Genomic DNA, 25064 nt, shown 5'->3' with positions numbered 1-25064 from the left:
TAAACAATGTGAAGTGGAGTACGTAGCGAAGCGTAGTGGTAACGAACGAAACTTTTAAAATAATAGGTTACCTTAATTACCTATATATATTAAACAAAAAAAATAGCCACAGCTAAAGCTGTGACTTGGTCTGTGTCAAGCACAGACCGTTAATTATTTCATATGTTAGTTTATAATATGGATATAAAAATGTCGGTAACATATCATAAATATAATATAATTTTATTAAAGTATTTATTATGTCTTACAGACATTTTTTATATTATAATTAACATCCATATTCTGACCTATAGTTAATTTTAATTTATATTTCAGTAAATGGATGTTAATTATAGTGTATTTTGTGACCTATAATATATTTGTTTTATATTTCAGCAAATGCACTATAAACTATAATAAATCAAAATATATTTTCTAAAATAAAAAGATAATTTTATTTAATTTGTAATACTAACATTATCTATAAAATCTGACAGCATTTCCATATCTCTTTTACTTATTTCATCTACTTCTTTATATGTAACTTCCATAGTCATTATATCTTGTTTTATAAATAGTCCATTTAAATGTTCTAGTGTAGCATCTACACTTTCAAATATGATATGATTAGTTTCATCTTCATTAAAATCAAATATTGATGATAATTCATTTACACCAGCATTTAAAATATTTTTTTGTATATCATATGCTTTTTCAAGATAATCAATATGTTCCCTTAATTTCCCTAAATATTCATCATCCATATTTTCATCAAATCCATCTGTAATATCAGCACAATGATGTGCTAACCAACCTTTTAACTCAAAAAATGTATACTCTGATAGCTCTGATATAAGTTTGTTAAACCTCTTTCTGTAATTGTCCATATACTCCTCCTATAATATATATTGCATAATATTGACCCCCAGCATTTCTAATTACATTATATCATAAAACCACCTAAAGTCTAGTATTTTCAATATGTACGTACAATCTGAATTATACTTAATTCTATATATATATAAGAGTAATTTATACTAAAAAGGCAATATCAACATTGTGCTAATATCACCTTTTTTATAAAATATATATGTTATTTTAATTTTATATTCATAATTCCGTTGTTTATTTTTTATGTATATGTGTTATAATAATATTAATAAAAAAAGAAATCATAATCTAGTGGAATAGAGTGTGGTTTCTATAGTTTCATATAGTTATTTTTTATTGAACTTAAATTTTATATCAAGTTCAATAGTCGTACCACTCTTTCTATTTGCACTAGAAGAGTGGTTTTTTATTTTATCAAATATGTAGTTGGTAACTAAACCAATTACAATAGTACCTAATGTACCTATGATAAACTTTGTCATTAGCTCCATATAGTTTCACCTCCTTCCTACTTACTGTAGGAACTAGGACTATATGAAACCACCACTCTTAGATTATGATTTCTTTAGATATTCATTATATCATTATTTTTTATTATTTGATATAAAAAAAATAGGCAATACCAATATATATTGATATTACCTTATTTTTAAAAAGCTCCACCTAGTCTTGCTTTTCTATTATTCATAGTGTTTATTTCAGTTTCCATATACCTTGCTGTCCCTCTAGCTATTTGCTTTCCATCTAAAGTTATATTATTTTCAATAACTGTAGTTCTTTCAGCCATTATTGCACCTAATAATTCTGTTAATAGTTTATTTTGTTGTTGTGTTTCCTTTAATAAACTATCATTCATCTTTTCTACATTCTTAGTTGCTTTTGATGCTGTCGGTGTAGCTTTATAAGTTGAACCATAGAAATCTATTGCCTGTGTATCTCTTGCAAGTGTAGCCATACTACTATTTACATTTTCCATAAGTCCTAAAGATGCTTTCTCTGTCTTATTTTGAGTAATGTTAGTTCTAGTTACAGTTACTTTTCCTGTTATACCTTTACTAATAGTATTCTTCATAGTATTCCAATCAGCTAAAACGCTATTTTTCAGCTGTTCCATAGAATTTGAACATCCATTATATAAGCTACTAAAAGAACTTTTTGCTGATTGTTCTAAAGCTGTGAAACTCTTCTTTGATTGATTATACATTGTAGTAGCATCTTGCATAACATTAGTCTTAGTCTTGGACATACTAGTAGATACACCATTATATAAATTAGTCATAGATTGTTTTGCTGATTGCTCTAACTTACTAAAACTAGTTTTTACACCATTGTAAGCATCACTACCAAATTGTTTTATAATCTGTGATGATGTATTTAAGTTCTGTTGTGTAGCCTTTGGTATTTCACCTGTTTCTGTTAATGCTATATTTCCCAATCCAGACAATGAACTTTCTACATCATTTTTCATAGTATCCATATTAGATTTAGCTTTATTAGCACCATCTTTTGTATTAGTATCAATTACATTAGCTGTTTCTTTTGTCTTTTGGTCTGCTATATTCTTTGTATCATTAAAAGTTTGTTCTTTACTAGATTTATAAAGTTCATCACTTGCTTTAGCATTTTCAGCTAACTTTCTTTCATTCTCTTGAATGTAATTTATAGTTTCTTCGTGCTGTGTTTTTGCTGTTGCTAGTCTTTCTTCCATACCTGGGAATAACTTTTCAGCAATTGGATTATCAACAAATGTTTCTAAAATACCAATTTGTATTTCTTGGAAAAATGCTTTTAATTGATTAGCCATTGTTTGAACATTTAAAACAACGCTACTTACACCTAGCCCTACACTTGTAAATAATAGATTAAAAGTGTCCATAACAGTTGTTAAAATAGGCAATACTCCACTACCTATAGTTTGCTTAAGTTCATTCCAGCTATTACTAAAATCTTGTTGTGATGCCTCATAAGAACCTTCGTATGCTGTTGTAACTTCATCTATAGCACCTTTAGTATCTAATGCACCATCTTTTACATCTACCCAACTTTCTAGTACACTTTGGTTACCATATTCCACAGTTCCCTTAAAAATATCTTGTAGTGCTGTTGCTCTAGCTGTTTCATCTTCTACACCTAATATAGCTGTTGATACTTCTTTGAATGCATCTGACATAGTGATTTTACCACTATCTATCCTTGATGTTAAATCATCTACGTCTATTCCTACACTATCTAATGCTTCAGCACTTGCTTTAGAACCATCAGTAATAGTTAATGTAAGTTCCTTCATCATATCAGCTACTTTATCAGAGTCCATTCCTGTAGCTAACATTGCTGAATTTATTAGATTAAATGCATCTTGACCATCTACTCCCATTTGTCCGAATATTGGTGTATACTCTATGAATGTATCCATCATATCACCAGCTATATCCATACCTTGTTGCTGTCCTCGGATTATCATACCTATAGCATCTGTTGCACTCATTCCCCAATTATCATAAGCCATAGTAATGAAACGAACCATATCATTAGTTTCATATCCATATTTATTTAATACAGACATACCTTGTGATACTTTCTCCATTTCACCATCTGTCATATTAAATCTTTGACTCAATAATTGTACAGCATCTGCTATACTTTCTATGTTATATCCACCATCAGCAAATGACATTATCTTTTTCTGTAAATCACCTGCTTTTTCTTCTGTAAGTCCCATTGTTATTTTAAGGTCTGTTAGTAATCTATCATAGTCCTTTGCTCCATCTATGACAGCACCAACAAATATACCAGCTAATGCTAGTCCTGCTCCTTTAGCTCCAAGGGATAATAAATCTAAACCACCACTTAAACCATCTATTTCGCCTGCAAAATCACCTATATCAATACCATCAAACATAGATGATAGGTTAGAATTGTCAACATTATCTAGTTGTTCCAATTCGTTTCTAAACTGTTTAACCTCATTTTCAGCTGTAGCCATTTTGGTTTCGGTCTGTTGTATTTGGTTCTGTAGACTTCTCATTGAATTTACAGTTTTTGATAATGTATTATCCATACCTGCGTATTCTTGTTTTAAAGTCTTTAAATTATTTTCTTGTTTCTTATATTCATCACTAGATTTTCCTAATGTACTTTCTAGTTCTTTCAATTTCATTTCAGCTTTTGATATTATATCTGGCAATTCTTTTTGTCTATTAACAAATGTTTTTAACTTGCCTTCTTGCTCCTTGTACGCATCACCTAAAGCATCTATCTTTTTAGAATAAGCCTGTATTGCTCCTTCTCCACTAGATATTACTTTAGATAGACTATCAAAGTCTTTTTCAACTACATTTAAAGCCTTTTTAGCACCATTGAAATTTTGTTCTAATAGTTTTGTACTTTTATTTACATTCTTTAGTCCACTTTCAAATTCCTTACTATCTAAACCTAATTCTACAACTAAGTTATTAATTACTTCTTGTGACATAGTTTTTACCTCATTTCTTATTTTTCACATACAAAAAAAGATAGCTATTAGGCTACCTCTTTATATGCTCTTATTTATTTGTAAAAAAAATAGGAGATAAGTTAGGAAATATAATTATCTCCTTCTTATCTCCCATTTACTAAAAGAAATCTTCTATTTTGTCTAATTTCTTTTCATTGTTTTCTTTAACATCCTCTAAACCATTTACTCTTTTATAAATAGCATATTGAGAAAATAAAAATCTTGGTGTTGTTCCATCAAAATTTTCTAATGGATGATTTAATAGCGTACAGTATATGTAAGTTAAAAAATCATAGTCCCAATCTTCTTTAAGATTTATTTCTTTTTCTTCGGTGTTTTTTTTGATGTATCTGCTTTAGGCATACTATTATTCATTAATTGACCTATGGTATTAAAACTAGCAAATAATTCTACTAAACTTAATGCATCTACTTCTTTTTGTTCAAAGTCTGGATGATTTGGTTTTATACCGTGATATAAAACACTAGATATAATATCTAAATCACCTTCACTTAATTTTGCTATCATTTCTGGCGTAGTACAATTACACTCTTTAGTAACTCGTTTTATTACACCAAAATTAAAACTTATATTATATTCTTTTCCATTTATTTTAATCTTCTGCATTTTACATACTCCTTAAAGTTTAATTTTTAAATTCTAAGGAATACATAAAATATTCCTTATTTTTATAGATATAAATAGTCAAGCAACTAATTTAAACCACCTTAAAAACGATTTAAATTAGTCACTTTTTTCTTAATTACTTAGATGCTTTTAAAGCACTTGCACTTGGTGCATCTGTAGGGAATGTAGTTAAGAATGAGTTCATAAATGTAGCATCTACACCTGTTGCATCTTCATCTGCTCTAACTCTCCAAGTTCCATTTTCTAATGGTATTATAGCGAACTCTATTTCAACATTTGCTATTTCTACACCATCTTCTTTAGTTTGGAAACTCTCACCTTTTACAGTACCTTTTACTCTTGGTATAGATACTAATCTGTATCTACCATTAGATTTTTGACTCTTAAATGTCATACCTAATATTGGTGCTACTGTATTTACGTTATCTACTACAACACCTTTTACTACTTCGTGTCCTGTCACTAGTGCATATTCATCTAATGATAAACCTAATAATTCAACAGTTACCGTTCCACTAGAAAAACCTTGAACCACATCACAAATTATGTCATCTGCATAAAATGACTCTGAAAACATATCTATTTCAACTTCTGCTGTAACTAATCCATCTACTTTTACAGTACTATCTGAAACTATTGTTCCATCCGTTTCTCTTTTTCCTAATCTTAAATCTGATAAACCTATTTGTCCGACCTTAGCCATATTCTTTTACCTCTTTTTTTCTATAATTTTTCGCATAAAAATAAGACCTACATTTATAAGTCTTTTACTAATCTATATCTAAATGACCTTCCATAAAAATCATCTGATTTCATATCTCTTTCATTTAGCTTTATAAACTTTTCTTCTTTCATCAACCTTTTTATTTCATCTATTTTAGATGCTCCAGCTGGTGATTTAAACCAATATATTAAACCAATTTCTATATTTTCATTTGATGCTATATCATCAGAATAATTTATATCATCTTGATTATTAGTTTGGAATATTAAATATTCCTCATTATCACCACTATACTCCATCCAATGTATAGGAATGTTTAATGGTTGTAATGTTTCTATTATCTTTGAGTTAATCATAATTATTTTAACTCCTTTATTAATACTTCTTTTATTTTTTCTTGTGCTGGTTTAATACCTATTTTAAATCCATCATCTATAAAATATGTACCAGCTCTTGACCTACTACCATAATGATTATAATAAGCACGCTCTACAATCTTTCGATTATCTCCTGTTACTCCTACATCAATAGTAGTTTTGCCTTTTTTCATCTTTATTTTATTAGCACTTTTTATATTAGCTCTTAGTTCTCCTGTATCTACAGGTGATGCATCCTTTAAAGCATTTTCCATTGGTTCAACACCTTCTAATAATGCTTTCTTAGCTACATCTTTTTTAACTTTATTCTCTAGTTCTGATAGTTTCTTAGTTAGTTGCGATATATCAAATTGTAAACTCATAACTATCTTCTAATCTCACACATTATTTCTTGCCATCCATTACCATATGGATAAACGTGTTTTATATTATATTGTTCATCTTTATATACAACTATATTTTCTAAAACTATATTTCTTCTACTAAATAATAAAAATTTTATTGTTTGGCTTTCAGTATCTTTATTAGCACTAATATATTCCTTAGAACTTTGAATTTCCTTTTTACATCTTAAGCGATATAGTTTTTTAAGTTCTCTAACTGTCATTCCTGTGATTTTATCTGTGGTTTTTATCTCACTATAAACTTCTAATACTTCCTTTAGTTCACCTATATTAAACATAACTCACCTAAAGGAACTTTCTCGAACTATTAATATATCTTTGTATCAATGGGTTCGCTTTGGTATTTGTTTGAACCATAGCACTTCTATACTCATACATTTCAGATACTAAAATTAATAATGCTGGTACTAGCGTTTTTGCTTGTAAATATTCTTGTTCTGTAAGTCCACATACTTGCATTAAATATTCTTTTGCCACCATCATAAACATTTCTATTTCTATATCATCATCTGTAAATTCTAATTCAATTCTAAGATAATTTTTCATAAAGTCTAAATCTATATCTTTAATACTATACATCTTTATTCACCTTTTTCTTTCTAGTAGATTTCTTTTTATCTACTACAGCTAACAATCCAGCATCTACTAGTTCACCAGCTCTTTTAGTATTCTTTATTTCTACTATCTGACCTTTGATGAATGCTATTTGTAATGCTGTACAGTAAAAAGGTGATGTTATTACTTCATATTTCATTTTATCACCTCAAATAAATATAATTAGAACCGTACCTATTTGATACGGTTCTTTCAACTAGGAAATACTAAGCTATTTTAGCTATTGCTTGTGTTATACAAGCCTTTACATCTAAAGCTATTGTAGTTCTGAAAGCTATTCCAGCTGTTGTGAAGAATGCATCATCACTTCTCTTAACTTGTGCGTTAGTACCAACACCAGCTACTACAGCCTTTTCTAAGTCTGTAAACATCATATCTGTTATATCTTCACATAACACTACAGGTCTACCCATTAATTTAAATTGCATTCCATTTACTAAATCTCTAACTAGTATAGGATGTCCATCTGTTCCAACTAATCCAGCTAAGGCTTTTAAATGTGTGTCATTTACAACGAATATTGCATTCTTTCTATACTTAGCATTTAATCCAAAGTATAAATTTGTAACATCTTCTAAAGCTATTACACCTTCTGCTTTAGGTGTAACTGTAACTACTTCTGTAGCTTTGTTTAATGTATCTGCTATCATACCTTCTATAGTTTCATCTATAGCTTGGTTTCCTTCTTCTTTTATTAATCCTTCTACATCATATGATGCATCATTCATTAACTCTTCTGATACTACAGTTAATAAAGCGTGCTTTTCTGGACGTAAATCCACTTGTTCAACTAGAACATCCTTCTTAGCTATTTCTGCTAATTCACTAGCCTTAACTAATTTACCCATTTTAGATTTTTGCACAGGTACTATTGAATTACCATTAAACTTTTCTATTCTCGCAAAATCTTTTAATCCTAATTCTTTTGCTCTATCAGTTACTAAAGCTCCATTTTGTACTTTTTCACCTTTTACATTTGATTTAGTCATATCTCTTACTTCTACTTCTTTACCTTCTAATAACATTTCTCTTAATTCCATACTTGTTTCCTCTACTTTCGTTTCTTTTGTATTTTTTAAATTTCTTATTTCTTTTGCTTGCTCTATTTGAGCATCTAATTCTTTAACTTCTTGAACCTTTACATTCATTGCATCTAGTTCTTCTTTTGATAAACTTCTTGTTTCATCAAGACATCCATCAAGCTCTGCCATCAATCTGGCTCTTTTTTCTATAAGTGCTTTCATTGACTTTTGTTCCTTTCATAAGTTTTTTTCACAACAAAAATAGCCACTAGCTTTCTGCTACTGACTTTTTATAATTCTTATTTAATTTAATTAATTCTCTCCAACAGTTTGATTGATGATGGTATTAACTACTTGTCCTTCTTTAACTATTGAATTAAATTTAGATAATGTAAATATATCTAATCCTTCTTCTTTATTCATATTTAATTTAGTTCTAACTTCATTTAAAGTCATAACTCCACAATCTATTGCTTTAGCGTAATATTCTATTTCATCTTTCTTATTAGTTCTCAATAGATTATCTATATTAAATTCAAAGAATGTATCACCATCTTCTTTTTCTTCTTCTGTAAGTAATTGAATATTAAATAACTCTTCAATCCTTCTTAAGTATGGTAATAATGTATATTGTAGAAACTGTAAGTTTGATTGCTCTAGGTTTCCATAGTTCCCAGATTTTTCATTTGAACCAATCATATGTGGACTTATCTTTAATAGCCTTGCTATTTCTGATATATTAAACTCTTGATGGTTTAATAATTCTACATCAGCTGGACTTAATGATATATTGCTATATTTTAAATCCTCTGGTAATACTAAAACTCTTCCAGAATTTCCCCCTCCAAAGAATGATTGTATTTTTTGTGATAATCCTTCTCTTTGTTCTGGTGATAAATTAGAAGGTGTGTGTATCAAACCTTTAGTGAATGAGCCATTAGTTACCGTAGCACCCATAAATGAATTTTGAGCACCAGCTAATCCTAAAGTTTCCCTCCCAAATTCAAGTATGCCTTTACCATTTATTCCATCTTCACTATTAGTAACTAAATTTAAAACTTCATAGTATTGATAAGTTCCTGCATATCCTTCTTTAGATATATAATAGATGTATTCATCAGTTCCATTTACTTTTCTTAATTGAACTTCCGATTTCTTCAAAGGAACTAATTTTTCAATTTCAAACTTTGAATTTCTTATTATCAATATAAAACCATTACCTTCTAGTATTGCTGATTTTATAATTGCATCTTTCATATCAAATGAAGATATAAATCCATTAGCACTTCTATTCAGTAAATAGTTTATCTTTTCTTTGCATCTTACTTTAGAACCATCTTCTGCTATTTTATATTTATATATTGGCAATGATGCTATTGTTTCAGATATAAGATTTACACCACAATATAACGCACTTAATTTCATAGCTACATCTTTATTAGTTTTAGAAAATCCATTAAATTGAATATCTAAAACATTTCCTGTATCTTGATTAGATGCTGGTTCTGGTGTATTTTTAAATTTATTAAATAATCCCATATTTTCTCCTTTCTATCAAATTTTTAAAGGTATAAATACCTTATGAGTATTTTTTAAACACCTTTAAAATCCAATTTAAAGGCTTGAATTTTCAGTATTAAATCATAAATATATCATCAATACTAAACTTCGGTTTTTCTTCAACTTCATATGCTGATTTAAAAGCAAATACTGTTGCTACCAATAAATCTATCCTGTTTTTAGATTTAGATTTATCCAGCATTTCATTTTCTGATTTATCTATTCTTGTTATTGCATTAGATACACACCAATCAAATAACATAGACTTTTCATAAACAATATTTCCTAAATAAACTTCATTTCTAAGCTCTTTTGTTGGTGAACTTAGATTAGTCATACTTTGTCTTATCTCAACTACATCATAGTCATTGGATAAACTTAACATCATATTTACAGCATTATATGGGTCAAAATTTATGCTTTTTATTTTGCATTTGTATTCTTTTTCTATATTTCTTATATAATCTTCTATAAAATCATAATCAACTATCATACCTTCTCTTATGAATAATTCACCTTTAGATGCTGAAAGTTTATAATCGAACTTTTCACGCCTACCTATCAAACTTTCTTCTGGTATAAAGCCTACTGATTTTATAAAGTATTTTCCATCCTCTTTATACATCATAGATACAGCTGAAATATCTGTTGTAAGAGATAAATCGACACCTATGTGTACTTCTTTTCCTTCAAAATCAATCTTATCTACGCCTAATGCTTTCCACTTATCCATAATTAAATATGAATTATCCTCACTAGTTATCTGTGGTACATTGAATTGCTTTATTAGTAGATTTTTCATAATCTTAGGATTTTCTAAAGCCTTTTTATATTCATTTTCTATAGGTTTTGCTGGTATTTCTTCTAATATCGGACACGCCTTTATCCATAAGTCTTGATTATGGATTTCTTCTGGATTATCCAGACAATACATAATAGGTAGTATTCTTTCATCCTCAAATGTACCTTCTAGCACTTTCTTTCCATAGTCTAGCATTTCCACAAACCAATTATCTTCGTGCTGAACATCATATTCAGTACTTATCATAAAGGTCTGGTAATTTTTACGCATTAAGAACCCACTTGTTAAACTATCTCTTAAAGCTCTATCAACTACCATACTTTCATCTAACATTATTGTAGATGGATTTATACCATCTTGTGATATTGCATTAGATGATACAGCATTGAATATAGAACCATCAAATTCTAAATACTTCTTATATATTTTAAAATGTTCTGCTAGTTCTGGATTAGATTTAACTAGATTTATAGCCATATTAACTAATATTTGTGCCTGTGCTAGTTTAGATGCTCCATTGTAAACCTGTGCATTTTGTTCTAGCATCATTCCTATTAGACCTAGTAAAGATATGATATATGATTTACCTTGCTTTCTTGGTAGGTATACTATTACTTCTCTATATCTATAAATACTTTTATCTTCCTTCAACCTCCAACAAAATGCATTTTGCACTATATTTGATTGAAAGGATGCAAGAACTATATTTTCACCAACTTTAAGACCTTCTGTATACTTAAGTTGATATATAAATTCTTCTATAAAAAAGGCTTTTTCTACGTCAAAAAAGTAAGGAAAATCTTCATCCTTACTTCTTTCAATATCTTTTATGAACTTATTAGCAAATAATATCATCCACTTATTACTTGGTACTTTACCTGTAGCAACTCTTTTACAATATTTATATGCTGTTGTTTCATAAACTCTATTATCAAACATCTTTTAACCTCTTAATCCACTTAGAAGGTTATTAAGTTTGTTTTCTTTTTGTTCATTATCAACATTCGCTGCGAATTTACTTCTTGCACTTGCTGACATTCCTATTGCTGTCATATTTCTATTAAATATTCCTTCATAGGTTTTAAATGTTTTTATAGCTGGATTTTCTACTAATTCCACTTGATGTGTTTTAGTATTTTCTTTATTTACTAGTAATCCATATTGCTCTATTAATTCATTAGCTTGTAGCATTCTATATTTTGCATTTGCACAAATAGCTATTATTTCTCTATCTGCATTTGCTAATGCTTTAATATGTAATAATGGTTTTACTAGTTCCAGATATATTTCTTTCTCTGGTTCTCTTAAATGCTCTGGTGGTGTAGATAATAAACTTCTATCACCAACTAGTTCATTTTCTGCTTGTATTCTTCGTTCACGTTCTTCTTTAGAAACTTTTTTACTTTGTAGTTCCATAGGAACTCTAGGTTTAGCCATTTATTACTTTCACCACCTTCGACTAAAACTTGATTGGGGCAAATATTTTTTAACGTAATCTCCATCTCTAGGGAAATCTTCTCTTCCTAAAAATGAAAATCAAACTATCCCCACCCAATTTTTGAAAATTAATTTTCAATTTTTAATAATTTTTTTACAAACTTATCACTATTAATTAATTGATTTATATATTTATTTAATTTATTTTTATTATCAATATTATTTAAATGTACTTGCTTATGATGATAAGAACATAAGCTAATTAGATTATCATTATCTAATCTCTTACTAAAGTCTTTTAACAAAGGAACTATATGATGCACATCATTGCTTGGTTCATATCTACATAATGCTTTACATATGATACAATGATTGCTATCTCTTCTTACAATCTCTTGTCTTTTCTTCTTCCATTCATTTGATACATAAAACATTCTAATCTTATCTTCATTAGCCTTATCTCTTATATATCTATCTGAATTATATCTCTTTGTATTATCCTTTAATTGTTCTTCTCTCTTGCTGGTACATTCTTTACATCTTGTAGTCCTATATGGTATCTTAGCACCACAATCTTTACATAGTGTCATTAATGCCATAATATACTACCTCTTTTATTATTTGTGCGAATAGTAGGACTCGAACCCACATCACCAGACTAACTCGCCTATGGTTTTGCCTATTAAACTATATTCACAAGGAAAGTAGGCATAGCTTAAACTATACCTATGCAACATAAACTCTAGGAAAATAGATTAGTCCGACTCTCCTATTTGAGTCGACCTTCTCATTTTATTTTATTTAAATTTAAGGTTTGCTACAACCTTATATATAATCGCTATTATCTTTGTATCAATCTTTATATCATAAGTATTTAATTCTTTTATTAATATACTTTTGAAATCATCATATTTCATTTATAACACCTCTTGTGTCAAAAAATATATAGTTTTTGTTGAGAACTATATAAAACTCAATGGAATACAGCACTTCCATCAATTTGGTAACTTCACTAAAGTTTTGTGGTCTATGATATTCGCAATCACATAAACACCTAGAAACCACATAGGAGTAGGCATAGTAATAACTATACCTAATGAAATTTTTAAAAGAGAAAAATTCAAAATTGGGTGAGCATACCCAATAAAATAAACTTTCTTTTAAAATTATGCAACCTATTGGATTTGCACCAATACTAATACCTAAAGGTCACAAGGAGTATAGAGAACATATAGTTGTCCTCTATATAATTGAGTAGAATAATAAGATTTAAACCTTACTATTCTTTTGTATATAAATATGATAAAACATCATATTTTAGTAGGTATGATAATCTATTATTAATTAGAATATCTATCCAAAAACAGAACGAATTGGATTTGCGTAGCAAATCCAATGAGTCACTATATAATTTATTATTCTTTATAAAAAAATAGCCACAGCTAAAGCTGTGACTTTCCTCAAACAGCAAGCTGTTTTCGGAGGATGTTTATATAATAATTAACATCCATTTACTGAAATATATATTATTATTACTATATATCAGAAAGTGGATGTTAATTATATTACTTATTTATTCTTTAAATTAAATTTATATCTATTAATCTATGAACAAGTATTTCTACATCTTCATTAAATCTGGTCAATGTATTATCCTCTTTATAGCGTTCATTTAATTTTAATATATCATTTTCTTTTTTAGGTAATGTTTTTTCATTATTTATACTATCTAAAATTGATTGTTTTGATATTTCATTTATACTATTTAAAGCATTTGTAAATTCTTCTTTAGTTATTTTAAAATCATATATATATTCATTTGCCTTTATATCATATACCTCATAAAAATAATCAAATTTTATTTCTGGTATTTTATCATTATTGTGTATCCAATTATCATTGCTTTCAATTACCGATTTTGTAAAGTCATTTACAAGCCTATTTTGTATATTTTCATATACTTTATTATAAAATATTTCTTTTTCTTTTTTACCTGCTTTATATACATCTTTTTGAGTATTAAATCCACATTCATTCAATGCATACCTTATAGCTCCACTTGTAAATTCTTCTTGTTCTTCATTCATTAACATATACATATTTCTTGTTTGAATATCTGGTTTTCCATTTATATATATTACATTTCCATTCTTATCTAAGTTTGTTTCTTTTATAGTAAATCTACATCTTTTTTTAATTCTTGATATTATGTAACTTGCATCTACTAAATACATTATATTTCTTTTTACAGCCTGCCCTATTAAATTATCTACATTCTCTAAAAACAATACAGTACTCGATAACATTACTTGATTATCTTCTGCTGTTTTTTTATTATATCTTTTAGCATCTAAATATTTATTATTTACAAATCCACAGTTAGTCATTAAAATGCTTTTTGGTGCGACAATATTTCTATTATTATTTTGTAATAGATATATTAATACAGTTTTCATATTTTCAGCATATTTTCCATTTAATTCAATTTTTCGCTGTGAATATATTTCTGTTATTATATATTTCATTCCTCTTCCTCTTCCTATTGTATAATAACTACATATTTCACTTGCTAGATTTTTTTGTCTTTGCTTTGAATTTGGACTTTTAGCTGGCTGTTCATTTATTACACCTTCAAAAAATTCTTTTCCTGTGTATGGTACATTTAATTCTAATCTTATATTCATATAATCTCCTTGTTATTTAGTAGCTTTGTAGCCACGTTATAGTTAAATTTTTTAAGGTTCTTTTAACCTTATAAGTAACTATTTGCAAAAAAATTATGGAATGTAAAAATAATTTAATATTTTATTTTTTATAAAGATTTAAATAGGATATTTAGTATTATGAATGTATTTTTAAAGGCTCTAAATTGATTTAAATGCTTTGATTTTTAAATAATTTAATCTATTTATTCTATAAATTATAAAAAGCAGGTTTTTACACCTGCTCTATTTTGAATATTAATATTCAATCATATAATCATCTAATTCTTTTGTCCAAAAATCAATTTCATTCATTATTTGCTCTATACTAATTTGATTGTCTTTGTTTATAAATTGATACATAGCATCATCAAATATTGCTATAAAATATGTTTCAATTGCTATTGAGTCAATATCAACATCTACATTATATTTTTTATTAACTTTTGATGAATATTCTTTATGAATATTCATTAAAAGTTCTTCATCCATCACTTCATATTCTTGATTTACTACACAACATACATATCTATCATAATTTTTATATAATTCACTTATTTCCATATGATATTCACCAATTAAATCTATGACATCATCATAATCTTCACAAATATCATTTATATTAACTTCCCAACTATTCACTATATCTTCTCTTATTTTTCTTATTGTATTTTCCATCTTTTCCTCCATTTATTATAATGTCCAGCCTTCAAAAAAGAACCCAATTATATTATTCATTGCTTTTATAAAATGTGGTGCTGTTAGGTCTATATACAAATCAAATATCTTTTTTGCTATCATTAATAAAATACCTAATCCCATAACTGTAGCTAATATAGTTACCAAACTTCCAAGTATTATCACCTGTTTTTCCTCCTTGTTAAATTCTCTATTAAACCTTTTTAACTTCGCCTTTATGTATGTCATTCTATATGTCCTCCTATTGTTTTTTATTCCAATAGATGGTATACTATTTCTTGTCTAGTGAACTGTATTCCAATCTATTGGGTATGGTTCTTTTTTATTGTCTAATTACTTTCTTTTATCTCTCCATATTCTCTAATCATTGCATCTTGTGTAACTATCCAAGCTACACCAAATTTTTTACAATCTACACCTTCTACAAGCTTTCCTGTAGCAACAGCTTTTCTTAAAGTACTATCTTTTAAATTCCATAGTTTGGTAGCATCTGCAAAACTATATAATCCCTCAAATGGATTTTTCATACTATCACCTACCTTTAAATTAGCTTTAACACTATATCTAGTACTAGATTTAATATGATTAATATTATCAATACTTTAATTGATTTACTTAACATCTGTTTATAATTCATAGTTTTATGATATAATATTAAGAAACACACCTAGAAGAATATATCTTCTAGGATTTAGTTTTAAAGTAACTTTTCAACTAACTTCTCTATGACTTCTAATATCTTGATAAGTAGATTGATTAAGTTATGTAAGATAGCTCCTATAGTGATTAAAAGTGCCAATTTTAATCTACTATTAGAGGGCTTTCTTTTTTTGTGTTTCTTTCTATTACTCATTTATTCAACTCCTTTCTATATATTTATTATATCACGCCACCGTGATATTTTCAAGTTCTATTTTTAATTTTATTACATCTTTTTACAATAAAAAAAGAACAAGTTTTACACCTGCTCTATATCTTCTAATTCTCTATAAACTATATAAATATTTTTTTCTTTAATATCATATACTAATTCATTGTACTCTTTCTTAAGCTCTTTTAATCCTTCTGTAAGCTCTTTCTTAGTCTTAGTTAAGCTAATATATGTATAACCTCTATAACGACCTTTTACAACTAAATCATTATCTATTTGATATATTGTACCATTTACTATTCTAACTTCTTTTTCAAGTCTTTTTATTTGATTATAAATACCATCTAGTGCATATCTTAATATTTGTCTATTATTCATTTTATTTACCTTTACTTTCTAGCAATGCTTTATTTAGTATTTCTCTTATTAAATCAGATAGTGATATACCTTTTTTATTAGCTAACTTCATATACTTTTCTTTTTCTATTTTTGAAACTCTAGCTCTTATTAATGTATCTTTAATCATTCTCTTTCTCCTATTGTAGCTACCTAATATTTAAGATTATCTTATTTAACCTTATACTTAATGATTTACTAAAATTAGACCTTATGTAAAATAAATAATAAAAATATTTTTGCATAAAAAAATAGAAGGCAATTACTCACCTTCTATTCTCTGATTATATTTTCCGTTCACATTCAAGAACAACAAAACAACAATTTAATAAATTTTATATTCAAATTTATTCGCAATGATATAATAACATTTTTTACTATATTATTCTATATGTTTCAAGTAAATTAAGCATTTACTGTTTCTATATACTTATCTATAGCACTTAATAATTCATTCTTATATTTATATATATCACTTATATTTTCTATATAATATCTAACTTCTTTTTTGTTTTCATCAGCTATAGTTATACTCTTTTTTGCTGAATTGAAGTATAATCTACATACCCATTTTCTAGTATTATTTTGATATAATATACCAAAATATCTTTCAACATCTTTATAGCTTATTTCTTCTGCACTAACCACTTCTGATAATATACTTCTAACTATGTTAAATCCTTCTAATTCTTCTTCTGTTGTTACTACCTTATTATCTTCATTTGCATTTACATCTACAGCAACTTCTTCTACAACCGTTTCTTCTTGTATATTATTTACTTCTACAGTTTCTTCTTCTGAATTATTATTTAATATACTTTTTATCTTATCATTCATAAAATCATTAACAAATTGTTGCATAGATTTTTTTACTATCGGTCTAAACTTTTCTACTACATTTGAAGTTTTTACTCCTGTAAAGAAATCACCTATTATAAATCTCACAAATTCATCACTTGGATTATTTAATTGTTCTGTTAATTGAGCTTTTATAAGGTTTGTATATTTTAATTCAGATGCTGTATTGAATATAGTATCTATATCAAAATTATCCTTTGTAAATTTCTTTAATTCAGTAACTTTAGTATCATTTAAATCTAATAAATTAACTTCTAAGAATGGCTTTTCATCCATTTTATTAGTTTCTTCTAAATCTGTAAAGAATTTATAAACTATACCATTTGTTAAAACAGCAAACTTAGCATCTGTTGCTGTAAAGTATCTAAATAATTGTGCGTCGTGTTTTGTTAAATCATCATTAACACCTTTCGCCTCAATTAATATTACAGGCTTTCCATCTTTCATTATTGCATAGTCTACTTTTTCACCCTTTTTAGTCCCTATATCTGCTGTATATTCTGGTACAAACTCTATTGGATTAAATACATCATAATCTAATAAATTAAAGAATGGCATTATTAAAGCCGTTTTAGTTGCTTCTTCTGTTGCTAAACTATCTTTCATCATTTCTATTCTTTTTGAAAATTGTTTAATTTTATCTACGAAATCCATTATTATATTCCCTCCAAATTGTATATTGCTAATAATACACCCATTATTATTTTGTTAATTCATCCTCATACTTTTCAAATAACATTTCTAAAGCTATATCTATCAATTTAGACTTTGCTATTCTAGTTGTTTTTGACAATTCATCTAAAGTTTCTAATAGCTTTATATCAACACTTGTACTAAATCTTGTTCTACTAACTTCTTTTCTTTCTTGTGTCATATGTACAGCTCCTTTATAGTTTTAAGTATACATTAAAGTTAATGACATTTCAATAAGTACTAATCACTAATATTTTCATAAATTTCACCTGTGTATTATATCGTTTCATATAGCAAAAGTTCATATATATATGCTCTATCATATTTATTAACTGTCTTTGGATGACCTGCAATATTTACAACTTGTTTTCCAGAGATTTTTAAATTATGTTTAATCTTTCCAAATCTCCATTGTGTTATATTTAATACTTCACATACTTCATATTTAAACATATCTAATCTAACTTGATGTTCTTTATATATCCACAATATAATTTCTGGTTCTACTTCTGGTAAATGCTCTTTTAATAATGTTTTAACTTCTTTTTCTTTTAAATCAGTATAATTCTTTATTCCTACTTTTCCTAATATCTTTTTACACTCACTTGTTGTTATTCTATCTATAAGTTTTACTACATCTTTTATTATCAATTTATCTATTTCATCTGGTTCATATTCTCTATAATCTATTTTAAATATCTCTACAAAGATGCTGTATAATCTATTATCATTCTTATTATTTGTATATTTTATTTTCATTTTTCTTTAAATCTTCTTTTTGCAAATCTTTTATTATATCTATGAATATATCGCATAACCTATCTTTATCAACCTCATTTATCCCATAGCTAATATTAACTTTCATATTTTCTATTTTAAGCTTTGTCATTAGTACACCTCTCAATATAAATATTTACTTATTTCAAACTTTATTGTATTTTCTATTTTTATTTATTTTTCTTCTTATTTTTTTTATATATTTTAATTGGATTATCATTATAACCTTCTACTTTTGTAAACTTTATACAGTAATTTCTATTGACCGTTGTTTTACCAAATCTACATCTTTTTCTATTGTAGTATAAACATTTCTCACATACACACTTTATAGGTTTAATACCTTTCTTCTTTCTTTCTTCAAATACATTTTTTGTACCTGTCATACTCATACTTGTCTTTTTAGTTTTCATCCTATATCTCCAATCTGTATATTATCTATATATTTTATTATTAAGTATCTCAACTATGTCCAACTTTCACATTTTATTGAAACCTATTGACTTCTAGTAACCTAAACTGATTATCCTTGAAGGCTTAGCCATTTGGACATAGTTACCCACAAACAGCTGTGAGTAACTTTCCTGTTTTTATCCCAGTTAGGATAGGTATGTTACGACCATACAACGTTACGGACTAGTACAAGCACACAATATCTATGTTAATAATTTAATATCTGCTATATCCAACCCCATAGCCACATTTTAAATGATATTGTCCTCAAATTGGACTTCCTACCCCACCTATTTTTTATTTATGGCTCGTGGTTGCCATTCTCACCCCTTCAATATGGTACTAGACATATTTATATGGTGTTGGGACTTGTCCTATCTTAGAACCTTACCCAAGTGTTTAGTCGGCATTACCTGTACTCTGTCGAGCCATTCGATTCGCTATCTTGGTCAAACACACTTCCTTCTAACACCCTTTCGTGGTAAAATAAAAATAACCACTATTAAGTTTTTACCTAATAATGGTTTTATTTATTGTTGGGTGATGCTAGTGGTGTTCCTTTTAGTGCATCTACTATAGCTGTTATGGGTAACCCCGTTACTGATTTACATGAAGATATGGCTGCTGAACAAAAAGCTTTAGCAACTTATTATCAACTAGTTAATTTAACGGATGATGTAGATATTATTGACGTATTAAAATTCTTAGGAGAAAGAGAAATAGTACATTATCAAAGATTTGGAGAAGCTTTAATGGATGTATATGATTTTGAAGAAAGTCAAAAACTATTCTAATCAAAAATAATAAAGCTCTTACAATATATATTGTAAGGGCTTTACTATTTTAGTTTTATTTTTCTTAACACATTTTATCTCCCTATTATTTTATTTTGCAATAAATAATATTTTATATTCACTGCATGATTATATATCTATACTCACTTTCATTTATTCTATATCGTAGTCAGGTGAATAATCGTAATCAACATCTTCTTCATAGTCAAAATATAGTAATTCCAAAGTATTTTCCATAATTATATCTCCTTTAATTTTTTAAATATGATTTTTTTTATCTCTATCTTTCATATTTAACTTATTATATGCAATCTTCTAGAAATAATTTCCATTCATTGTAAATATATTTTGACCATGTTTTTAATTTATACGTTAGATAATACTCTTATTTTTATGTCCTCATTTAAGATATTAAATCGATAAACATTTTCTAAGTCAGACATTAAGTATAACTGTGCATAATCATTTAAAGCTTTAAGCGGTATATATTCTTTCCTATCCATAAAGTGATAGTATAGATTTTTTATATAATTTAAATAGCATTTATTGAGTTTAAGCTCAACATAGGTAGAATTACTCAATTTTCTGGAATCTTGAAATAGTTCTAAAAGCCTAACATATGCACACTCTGAATCTTTGGTAAGATGCAAATTGCTAAGTCTTTCATCTAAAGCATCTTCTATACTCACAAGAGCATTTCTATTAATAAATAAGTCTATATAGTAACAACTTTTACTATATTTGAATTGATAAAAATCAGTTATTACGCTCATATCAACACTCCTTATAGTTCATATCTGATTTTTTTATTTCCTATTTATTATTATTTTCATAACTACATATAATTTATACATGTTTTTAACTAAATATCTTCCGTAATTTACTTTAAAACTATCTAATAGATATTACAAAAATAGACAGCCTTAAAAGTAAACCTTTTTAGACTGCCATCATATTTATACTCCTGTAGATCCAAATCCACCTATTCCTCTTTCACTATCACTAAGTTCATTGGCTTCAACTATATTTACCTCATAAATTGGTTTTAATACCATCTGAGCAATTTTCATATGTTTTGTAACTGTAAAATCCTCTTTACCGTGGTTGATTAATATCACTCCAACTTCACCCCTATATCCTTCATCTATAGTTCCAGGAGTGTTTAAAACTGTTATTGAATTTTTTAAAGCAAGTCCACTTCTTGGTCTTACTTGAGCTTCTGTCATTTTAGGTAGTTCTAGAGATATACCTGTTTTAATAAGCCTTGATTCTCCAGAAGGTATAACTACATCTTCCACTGAGTATAAATCCATACCTGCATCACCCTTATGAGCAAAGTTTGGTAATATAGCTTCTTTATTTAGTTTTTTTATCTTTAGTGTATACATTCTAATATCTCCTTTTTATTTTCATATATCTATTATATACCCAATATATTTTAATAAATATAGTTTTTATAAATATAATTTTAGGAGGATAATTATGATTAATTCAAATCATTCAATAAAGGTATCGCCTATTCCTTGGATGAAACAAAAACTTGAGGTTCTTTATGATTTTAATTTACACGGTAATTTATATTTAATTTATAGTGATCTAAAAAAAGACTTATACAACTCAAATATAGATATTCTTTATATTTCAAATTTATTAGATTATTTTAATATTGTCGTTGATGATCAGCATCTCCTATATGTATACTTTCCTATTAATATAAGTGAACTCACAAAAAATCTCATACTTACATTTAAAAATTTATCCCCAGAAAATGTATATATAATATTAGGCGGATATAGTAGTGACTTAGATAATTTAACAAAATCAAATTATTTATCTAGCATATATAAAGACTTTCCTAAATTAGAAAATATTATTAGTGAGTCTTATTTAGTACACCAATCTAAGACTTATGAAATTTTCACTTCATTATCTGATACTCAAAGAATTTTTATATCATCAGATTCAGCATGTACTATATCTGGCCCTACATTAAATTTTCATATGAAACATTCTAATCCTAACCATGTAAACCACATATCATTTGTACAATTACTAGATGAGTCTCAAATCGGTAAATCAGTAGATTTTTATCTAAGAGGTTTAACTAATAAAAATAATAATTTCAATTATAATTTTTAGACTGTCTTGCAGTCTTTTCTTTTTTTGTGATAATATATAATAGCATTTTGAAAGGAGGCTATATATGAAACTTATATTAGCGGAAAAGCCATCCGTTGCAAAAACTATAGCATCATTTCTAGGTGCAAAGACTAGACAAGATGGATATTTTGAGGGCAATGGATACGTTATAACTTATGCGGTTGGTCATTTGGTCGCTTTATATGATATGAAAGATTATGATAAAGATAAATATTCTGGGTCTTGGAAAATGGATAACTTTCCATTTATCCCGAGTGATAAATTTAAATTTAAGGTAGATCCTTCAAAAAAGAAGCAGTTTGATATTGTAAAAAAGCTGCTAAATAGAGATGACATAGAATATGTAATTAACGCAACAGATAATGATAGAGAGGGAGAACTTATCTCATTTTTAGTATTTTTATTAGCAAAAAATAGAAAACCTGTAAAAAGGATTTTAGTTAATGAATGGACTCCTGAAGACATTACTAGAGGTCTAAAAAACCTAAAAGACGATAGTGAGATGAGAAACCTTCAAGCTGCAGGATATACTAGACTTATTACAGATTGGCTAATAGGAATAAACTTCACATCTGTTGCAACATTAAAATATGGAAATGGAAAACTATTAAATATTGGTCGTGTAATACTCCCAACAGTAAAGCTAGTCTACGATAGGGATATGGAGATACTAAACTTTGTTCCAAAAACTTACTACGAAATAGAAGGTCAGTTTGAATGTGAGAATGGTAAGTATAAAGGAAAGTATATAAAAGGAAAAGAAAATAAATTTGATACTATTGAAGAAGCAAACAGCATTATTAATAGCATTACTTCTAATACAGGAACTATTTCTGATAAGAAGGTGTCTATGTCTAAAGAATATGCTCCTAAACTTTTCAGTTTAACTTCACTTCAAGGATATATAACATCTAAGTTTTCTAATTTTACGTCAGATAAAGTTTTAAACGTATGTCAATCCCTTTATGAAGGTAAAGGTAAGGGTGGATACATTACTTATCCTAGAACTGATTCTATATACCTTGAGGAAAGTTTAGCTACTAAGGCTTCTCAAACTTTAGACAAGCTAAAAATGGGATTAGAGTATGCAGATAAAATTAAGTTTGCAAAAACTAAAAGAGTATTTGACTCTTCAAAAGTAGATAGCCATAGTGCTATTATGCCAACTTATATAATTCCAAATTCTCTTACTCCTGATGAACAGATAGTTTATAATGCAATAAAAGATAGATTTATCGCAAACTTTATGCCACCTGCAGAATATGAAAATACTGAAATAAAGACTGATGTAGATAATCATATTTTCTTAACCAAAGGAAAAGTGCTTAAGAGTAAGGGGTATCTAGAGGTTTATAAAAAAGAGGAAAAAGATGATTTACTACCAATGGTAAATAAAAATGATACTGTAGATGTGTTAGAAATAAAACCTCTAACAAAGCAAACTACACCTCCAAAATCTTATACTGAGGATACTTTACTTAAAGCTATGAAAAACTGTGGTAAAAATGTTTCTGATGATGATACTGCTGTTTTGTCAGGCTATTCTATAGGTACATCTGCTACTCGTGCTGACGTACTTAAAAAGATTTCTCAGGTTGGCTATGTTGGAAAAAAAGGTAAGTCTTATTTTATAACAGACCTAGGTAAAAACTTAGTTGAGATTTTTCCAGTTAAAGACTTATTTGACGTTGATTATACAGGTAAACTTGAAAAAAGTTTAAGTGATATTCAAAAAGGAGAGTTTACTAGAAAAGAGTATTTAACTAATATAATGAGCTTTATAGTCAAAAATGTAGGTGTAATACAGTATGATAGACCTAAAAATATTAGCACTGAAAACTATGTTTATAACCCTAAGACTAAGAAGTTTACAAAGGAATCATCTAAATCTACCTCTAAAAATGTATCTAAAGCATCTCCATCAAAAAGTAGTGCCTCAGATGTTAAAAATGATTCATTGGGTAAGTGTCCAATATGCCAAGGTGATGTTACTGAATTCGAAAAAGGATACATATGTGAAAATTACAAAGAATGTAAATTTGCAATATGGAAAAATGATAAATATCTAGAATTTTATAAGAAGAAACCTAATAAAACTATGGTAAAGAGCATATTAAAAAATGGTCAAACTAAAGTTAAATCCCTAACATCAAAACAAGGAAATAAGTTTGATGCTATATTAAAATATAGTAAAAAAGATAATGGATATTTTGGTTGGGATATGGAAATTGAGAAGTAACAAAATTGAGAGCAGTTGCATATTATGATTTTAGAATAAAATATTCTTTTCATATATTACTCCTTTCATAGAGAATTTCGATTTACTTACTTTGGTTATACTATCACTTTAGTCTAAGTGAATAGTGCTACGTACGAATCAATTCTATTATTTATTAAGCTTGCTCAAATCTTCATAAGCTTAAAATAAGGTTGCTAATACTAGCAACCTTTATTCTTTATTATCAAAAGTTTCATCTATTTTACATCTTGCCATTTTAATTATTTCCGTGAAGTTATATCCTTTTAATTTACATCCACATTTTGGACAATACTCTAACTTTTTAGATACTATAGCTCTACAACTAGGCTCAGGACATCTTGCTTTAGAAGTAACTTCAGATACCTTTAGCCCACATCTTGGGCAAATCGTACCAGGTCTTGAAGATACATCTTTTCCACATCTTGGGCATTTTATCATAATAGACTCCC

General features: G+C 27.5%; 33 protein-coding genes and 1 tRNA gene. 3 read left to right on the top strand and 31 right to left on the bottom strand.

Features of this window, described 5'->3' with window-relative positions:
- Nucleotides 1-437 precede the first annotated feature (437 nt).
- The 28 genes from CHL78_RS00920 to CHL78_RS00810 all read right to left on the bottom strand — a co-directional run bounded on the left by CHL78_RS00920 (nucleotide 438) and on the right by CHL78_RS00810 (nucleotide 19361).
- A complete protein-coding gene (locus CHL78_RS00920) occupies nucleotides 438-866 on the bottom strand; it encodes a hypothetical protein (RefSeq protein ID WP_094368477.1) in 429 nt (142 codons plus the stop codon).
- A gap of 330 nt (nucleotides 867-1196) precedes the next feature.
- Entirely contained in the window at nucleotides 1197-1361 is a 165-nt protein-coding gene (locus CHL78_RS20625) for a hypothetical protein (protein ID WP_158540605.1), read from the bottom strand.
- Between the two features lie 158 nt (nucleotides 1362-1519).
- Complete coding sequence (locus CHL78_RS00915) at nucleotides 1520-4342, bottom strand: phage tail tape measure protein (protein WP_094368476.1); 2823 nt, start codon at nucleotides 4340-4342, stop codon at nucleotides 1520-1522.
- Nucleotides 4343-4678: 336 nt separating this feature from the next.
- A complete protein-coding gene (locus CHL78_RS00910) occupies nucleotides 4679-4990 on the bottom strand; it encodes a tail assembly chaperone (RefSeq protein WP_094368475.1) in 312 nt (103 codons plus the stop codon).
- Nucleotides 4991-5126: 136 nt separating this feature from the next.
- Nucleotides 5127-5714: a major tail protein gene (locus CHL78_RS00905; protein ID WP_094368474.1), complete on the bottom strand. Its 588-nt coding sequence runs from the start codon at nucleotides 5712-5714 to the stop codon at nucleotides 5127-5129.
- Between the two features lie 53 nt (nucleotides 5715-5767).
- The gene (locus CHL78_RS00900) at nucleotides 5768-6091 is read right to left on the bottom strand and encodes a hypothetical protein (protein WP_094368473.1); all 324 of its coding nucleotides are present in this window, start codon (nucleotides 6089-6091) and stop codon (nucleotides 5768-5770) included.
- A 2-nt stretch (nucleotides 6092-6093) separates the two neighbouring features.
- The gene (locus CHL78_RS00895; protein ID WP_094368472.1) at nucleotides 6094-6474 is read right to left on the bottom strand and encodes an HK97-gp10 family putative phage morphogenesis protein; all 381 of its coding nucleotides are present in this window, start codon (nucleotides 6472-6474) and stop codon (nucleotides 6094-6096) included.
- Nucleotides 6475-6476: 2 nt separating this feature from the next.
- Entirely contained in the window at nucleotides 6477-6794 is a 318-nt protein-coding gene (locus CHL78_RS00890; protein WP_094368471.1) for a phage head completion protein, read from the bottom strand.
- A gap of 7 nt (nucleotides 6795-6801) precedes the next feature.
- Entirely contained in the window at nucleotides 6802-7095 is a 294-nt protein-coding gene (locus CHL78_RS00885; protein ID WP_094368470.1) for a head-tail connector protein, read from the bottom strand.
- The gene (locus CHL78_RS00880) at nucleotides 7088-7270 is read right to left on the bottom strand and encodes a hypothetical protein (protein WP_094368469.1); all 183 of its coding nucleotides are present in this window, start codon (nucleotides 7268-7270) and stop codon (nucleotides 7088-7090) included. Before CHL78_RS00880 ends, CHL78_RS00885 begins: the two co-directional genes overlap by 8 nt.
- 67 nt (nucleotides 7271-7337) lie before the next feature.
- The gene (locus CHL78_RS00875) at nucleotides 7338-8375 is read right to left on the bottom strand and encodes a phage major capsid protein (RefSeq protein ID WP_094368468.1); all 1038 of its coding nucleotides are present in this window, start codon (nucleotides 8373-8375) and stop codon (nucleotides 7338-7340) included.
- Between the two features lie 90 nt (nucleotides 8376-8465).
- The gene (locus tag CHL78_RS00870) at nucleotides 8466-9692 is read right to left on the bottom strand and encodes a phage portal protein (protein WP_094368467.1); all 1227 of its coding nucleotides are present in this window, start codon (nucleotides 9690-9692) and stop codon (nucleotides 8466-8468) included.
- A 97-nt stretch (nucleotides 9693-9789) separates the two neighbouring features.
- The gene (locus CHL78_RS00865; protein WP_094368466.1) at nucleotides 9790-11454 is read right to left on the bottom strand and encodes a terminase large subunit; all 1665 of its coding nucleotides are present in this window, start codon (nucleotides 11452-11454) and stop codon (nucleotides 9790-9792) included.
- Between the two features lie 3 nt (nucleotides 11455-11457).
- Nucleotides 11458-11952, bottom strand: a complete 495-nt coding sequence (locus CHL78_RS00860) for a phage terminase small subunit P27 family (RefSeq protein ID WP_094368465.1) — start codon at nucleotides 11950-11952, stop codon at nucleotides 11458-11460.
- Between the two features lie 128 nt (nucleotides 11953-12080).
- Entirely contained in the window at nucleotides 12081-12551 is a 471-nt protein-coding gene (locus CHL78_RS00855) for an HNH endonuclease (protein ID WP_094368464.1), read from the bottom strand.
- A 25-nt stretch (nucleotides 12552-12576) separates the two neighbouring features.
- Nucleotides 12577-12649, bottom strand: a tRNA-OTHER gene (locus CHL78_RS20620).
- Nucleotides 12650-13532: 883 nt separating this feature from the next.
- Entirely contained in the window at nucleotides 13533-14636 is a 1104-nt protein-coding gene (locus CHL78_RS00850) for a hypothetical protein (RefSeq protein ID WP_094368499.1), read from the bottom strand.
- A 276-nt stretch (nucleotides 14637-14912) separates the two neighbouring features.
- A complete protein-coding gene (locus CHL78_RS00845; protein WP_094368498.1) occupies nucleotides 14913-15332 on the bottom strand; it encodes a hypothetical protein in 420 nt (139 codons plus the stop codon).
- A gap of 15 nt (nucleotides 15333-15347) precedes the next feature.
- Nucleotides 15348-15581 carry a hypothetical protein gene (locus CHL78_RS00840; RefSeq protein ID WP_094368497.1) on the bottom strand — a complete coding sequence of 78 codons (234 nt, stop codon included), beginning with the start codon at nucleotides 15579-15581 and terminating at the stop codon, nucleotides 15348-15350.
- A gap of 101 nt (nucleotides 15582-15682) precedes the next feature.
- The gene (locus CHL78_RS00835) at nucleotides 15683-15880 is read right to left on the bottom strand and encodes a helix-turn-helix domain-containing protein (protein ID WP_094368496.1); all 198 of its coding nucleotides are present in this window, start codon (nucleotides 15878-15880) and stop codon (nucleotides 15683-15685) included.
- Nucleotides 15881-16050: 170 nt separating this feature from the next.
- Entirely contained in the window at nucleotides 16051-16206 is a 156-nt protein-coding gene (locus CHL78_RS20615) for a hypothetical protein (RefSeq protein WP_158540604.1), read from the bottom strand.
- A 105-nt stretch (nucleotides 16207-16311) separates the two neighbouring features.
- On the bottom strand, nucleotides 16312-16602 hold the full coding sequence (locus tag CHL78_RS00830; RefSeq protein WP_094368495.1) for a hypothetical protein: 291 nt from the start codon (nucleotides 16600-16602) through the stop codon (nucleotides 16312-16314).
- A gap of 1 nt (nucleotide 16603) precedes the next feature.
- The gene (locus CHL78_RS20610) at nucleotides 16604-16750 is read right to left on the bottom strand and encodes a hypothetical protein (protein WP_158540603.1); all 147 of its coding nucleotides are present in this window, start codon (nucleotides 16748-16750) and stop codon (nucleotides 16604-16606) included.
- Nucleotides 16751-17025: 275 nt separating this feature from the next.
- Complete coding sequence (locus tag CHL78_RS00825; RefSeq protein WP_094368494.1) at nucleotides 17026-18132, bottom strand: type I restriction endonuclease; 1107 nt, start codon at nucleotides 18130-18132, stop codon at nucleotides 17026-17028.
- A 46-nt stretch (nucleotides 18133-18178) separates the two neighbouring features.
- On the bottom strand, nucleotides 18179-18352 hold the full coding sequence (locus tag CHL78_RS00820) for a ribbon-helix-helix domain-containing protein (protein WP_094368493.1): 174 nt from the start codon (nucleotides 18350-18352) through the stop codon (nucleotides 18179-18181).
- 95 nt (nucleotides 18353-18447) lie between these two features.
- Entirely contained in the window at nucleotides 18448-18930 is a 483-nt protein-coding gene (locus tag CHL78_RS00815; protein WP_094368492.1) for a hypothetical protein, read from the bottom strand.
- Nucleotides 18908-19060 carry a hypothetical protein gene (locus CHL78_RS20605; protein WP_158540602.1) on the bottom strand — a complete coding sequence of 51 codons (153 nt, stop codon included), beginning with the start codon at nucleotides 19058-19060 and terminating at the stop codon, nucleotides 18908-18910. Before CHL78_RS20605 ends, CHL78_RS00815 begins: the two co-directional genes overlap by 23 nt.
- 58 nt (nucleotides 19061-19118) lie before the next feature.
- Nucleotides 19119-19361 carry a hypothetical protein gene (locus CHL78_RS00810; RefSeq protein ID WP_094368491.1) on the bottom strand — a complete coding sequence of 81 codons (243 nt, stop codon included), beginning with the start codon at nucleotides 19359-19361 and terminating at the stop codon, nucleotides 19119-19121.
- Between the two features lie 576 nt (nucleotides 19362-19937).
- On the opposite strand from CHL78_RS00810, the gene CHL78_RS00805 reads away from it, so the two are divergent.
- Nucleotides 19938-20195, top strand: coding sequence for a manganese catalase family protein (locus CHL78_RS00805; protein WP_330408559.1), 258 nt, complete (start codon nucleotides 19938-19940; stop codon nucleotides 20193-20195).
- Nucleotides 20196-20560: 365 nt separating this feature from the next.
- On the opposite strand, the gene CHL78_RS00800 is transcribed toward CHL78_RS00805, so the two are convergent.
- Together CHL78_RS00800 and dut are read right to left on the bottom strand one after the other, a co-directional pair.
- On the bottom strand, nucleotides 20561-20968 hold the full coding sequence (locus CHL78_RS00800) for a hypothetical protein (protein WP_094369300.1): 408 nt from the start codon (nucleotides 20966-20968) through the stop codon (nucleotides 20561-20563).
- A gap of 183 nt (nucleotides 20969-21151) precedes the next feature.
- A complete protein-coding gene (gene dut, locus CHL78_RS00795; protein WP_094369299.1) occupies nucleotides 21152-21583 on the bottom strand; it encodes a dUTP diphosphatase in 432 nt (143 codons plus the stop codon).
- Between the two features lie 94 nt (nucleotides 21584-21677).
- Here dut and CHL78_RS00790 point away from each other — a divergent pair, with 94 nt between their 5' ends.
- Both CHL78_RS00790 and CHL78_RS00785 read left to right on the top strand, forming a co-directional pair.
- The gene (locus CHL78_RS00790) at nucleotides 21678-22334 is read left to right on the top strand and encodes a hypothetical protein (RefSeq protein ID WP_094369298.1); all 657 of its coding nucleotides are present in this window, start codon (nucleotides 21678-21680) and stop codon (nucleotides 22332-22334) included.
- A gap of 64 nt (nucleotides 22335-22398) precedes the next feature.
- A complete protein-coding gene (locus CHL78_RS00785) occupies nucleotides 22399-24594 on the top strand; it encodes a type IA DNA topoisomerase (RefSeq protein ID WP_094369297.1) in 2196 nt (731 codons plus the stop codon).
- Between the two features lie 210 nt (nucleotides 24595-24804).
- On the opposite strand, the gene CHL78_RS00780 is transcribed toward CHL78_RS00785, so the two are convergent.
- Nucleotides 24805-25053: a zinc ribbon domain-containing protein gene (locus CHL78_RS00780; protein WP_094369296.1), complete on the bottom strand. Its 249-nt coding sequence runs from the start codon at nucleotides 25051-25053 to the stop codon at nucleotides 24805-24807.
- Between the last annotated feature and the right edge of the window lie 11 nt (nucleotides 25054-25064).

Origin of the sequence: Romboutsia weinsteinii, from assembly GCF_002250835.2 — a bacterium.
Taxonomy (GTDB): domain Bacteria; phylum Bacillota; class Clostridia; order Peptostreptococcales; family Peptostreptococcaceae; genus Romboutsia_A; species Romboutsia_A weinsteinii.
Note: the sequence above shows the minus strand (reverse complement) of the source record. Positions and strands in the feature narration are given on the sequence as shown.